Below are 1,004 nucleotides of genomic sequence, written 5' to 3' on the forward strand. Positions count from 1 at the left end.
ATTTGAAAGGGGGTTTGCATTTATTCTCTATTTTCTTAGGCTGGGCATGGATACTTCCATGCCCAGTTTGCCATTTTCTTGAGATTCATGGCAGCAAAAGTTAGCATCGCCTGCATGGCCACTTTTTTAATTCCTCTTAAAGTGGTCCATCGCATACCATGCTTTTCTTTAGCATCTGCAAAGACACGTTCTATTGTTTCTTTTCGTTTAGCGTATATGCTTTTATTCATTTCTGTATGCCGTAAATGATTAACTTCATCAATGTTATCTTCCCAAATATGTCGGTGAATCATTTTCCTCTTGTTCTTACTTTGTGTACAGGAATCAAGGAGTGTGCAATCCTTACAAATGGCTGGATTTGATGCGTATTGTCTGTAACCATCCCTGGTCGTTGTGCGGTAAGGAAGTATTTGATCCTTCGGACAAATATAACAATCATAATATTCATCGTAGACATATTCATATTTTTTCATGAATTCATCTTTAGTGTGGGGTCTTGTGTAAGGCATAACAGGACTAATTTCTTTGTCCATTAAATATTTCGCAACGGGTGGAGTTTTATATCCTGCGTCTCCAGCAAGAGCATTAGGCTTACCTACTTTTTCAATCAATTCATCTACAAGAGAATTTATTACCTGACTATCGTGTACATTTCCACCTGTCACTTGATTGGCAAGTATAAATCCCTTATTGTCACAAACTGTGTGAAAGGAATAGGCAAATTGTTTCTCTCGTTCATTCTTAACATAATAGCCACTTTCAGGATCTGTTGTGCTTACTTTAATTTCTTTTGTCTCCGCCTTTGTTTGAGGGGTTAAAGGCTTTTTTCCATGTACAATTCGATCTTCGTTTATCTCTTCTTCTAGTTGAGTTTGATAGCTTTTTGTTTCTGCTTTGACAGCTTCTTTTATAAACTTCCTCTTGTTTGCATTTGCTTTAACATGTGTAGAGTCTATAAAAACAACAGAAGGATCAACAAACCCTTTTTCTATCGCTTCATTAAG

The 1,004-nt window shown here is 36.7% G+C and carries 1 protein-coding gene; it reads right to left on the bottom strand.

Going from position 1 to position 1,004, the window contains the following annotated elements; translation table 11 throughout:
- Positions 1-35 precede the first annotated feature (35 nt).
- A partial coding sequence (locus WQ54_RS24235; protein WP_046588164.1) for an IS1182 family transposase occupies positions 36-1,004 on the bottom strand: 969 nt, incomplete at its 5' end.

This window comes from Bacillus sp. SA1-12, from assembly GCF_000981385.1.
Taxonomy (GTDB): Bacteria; Bacillota; Bacilli; order Bacillales; family Bacillaceae; genus Metabacillus.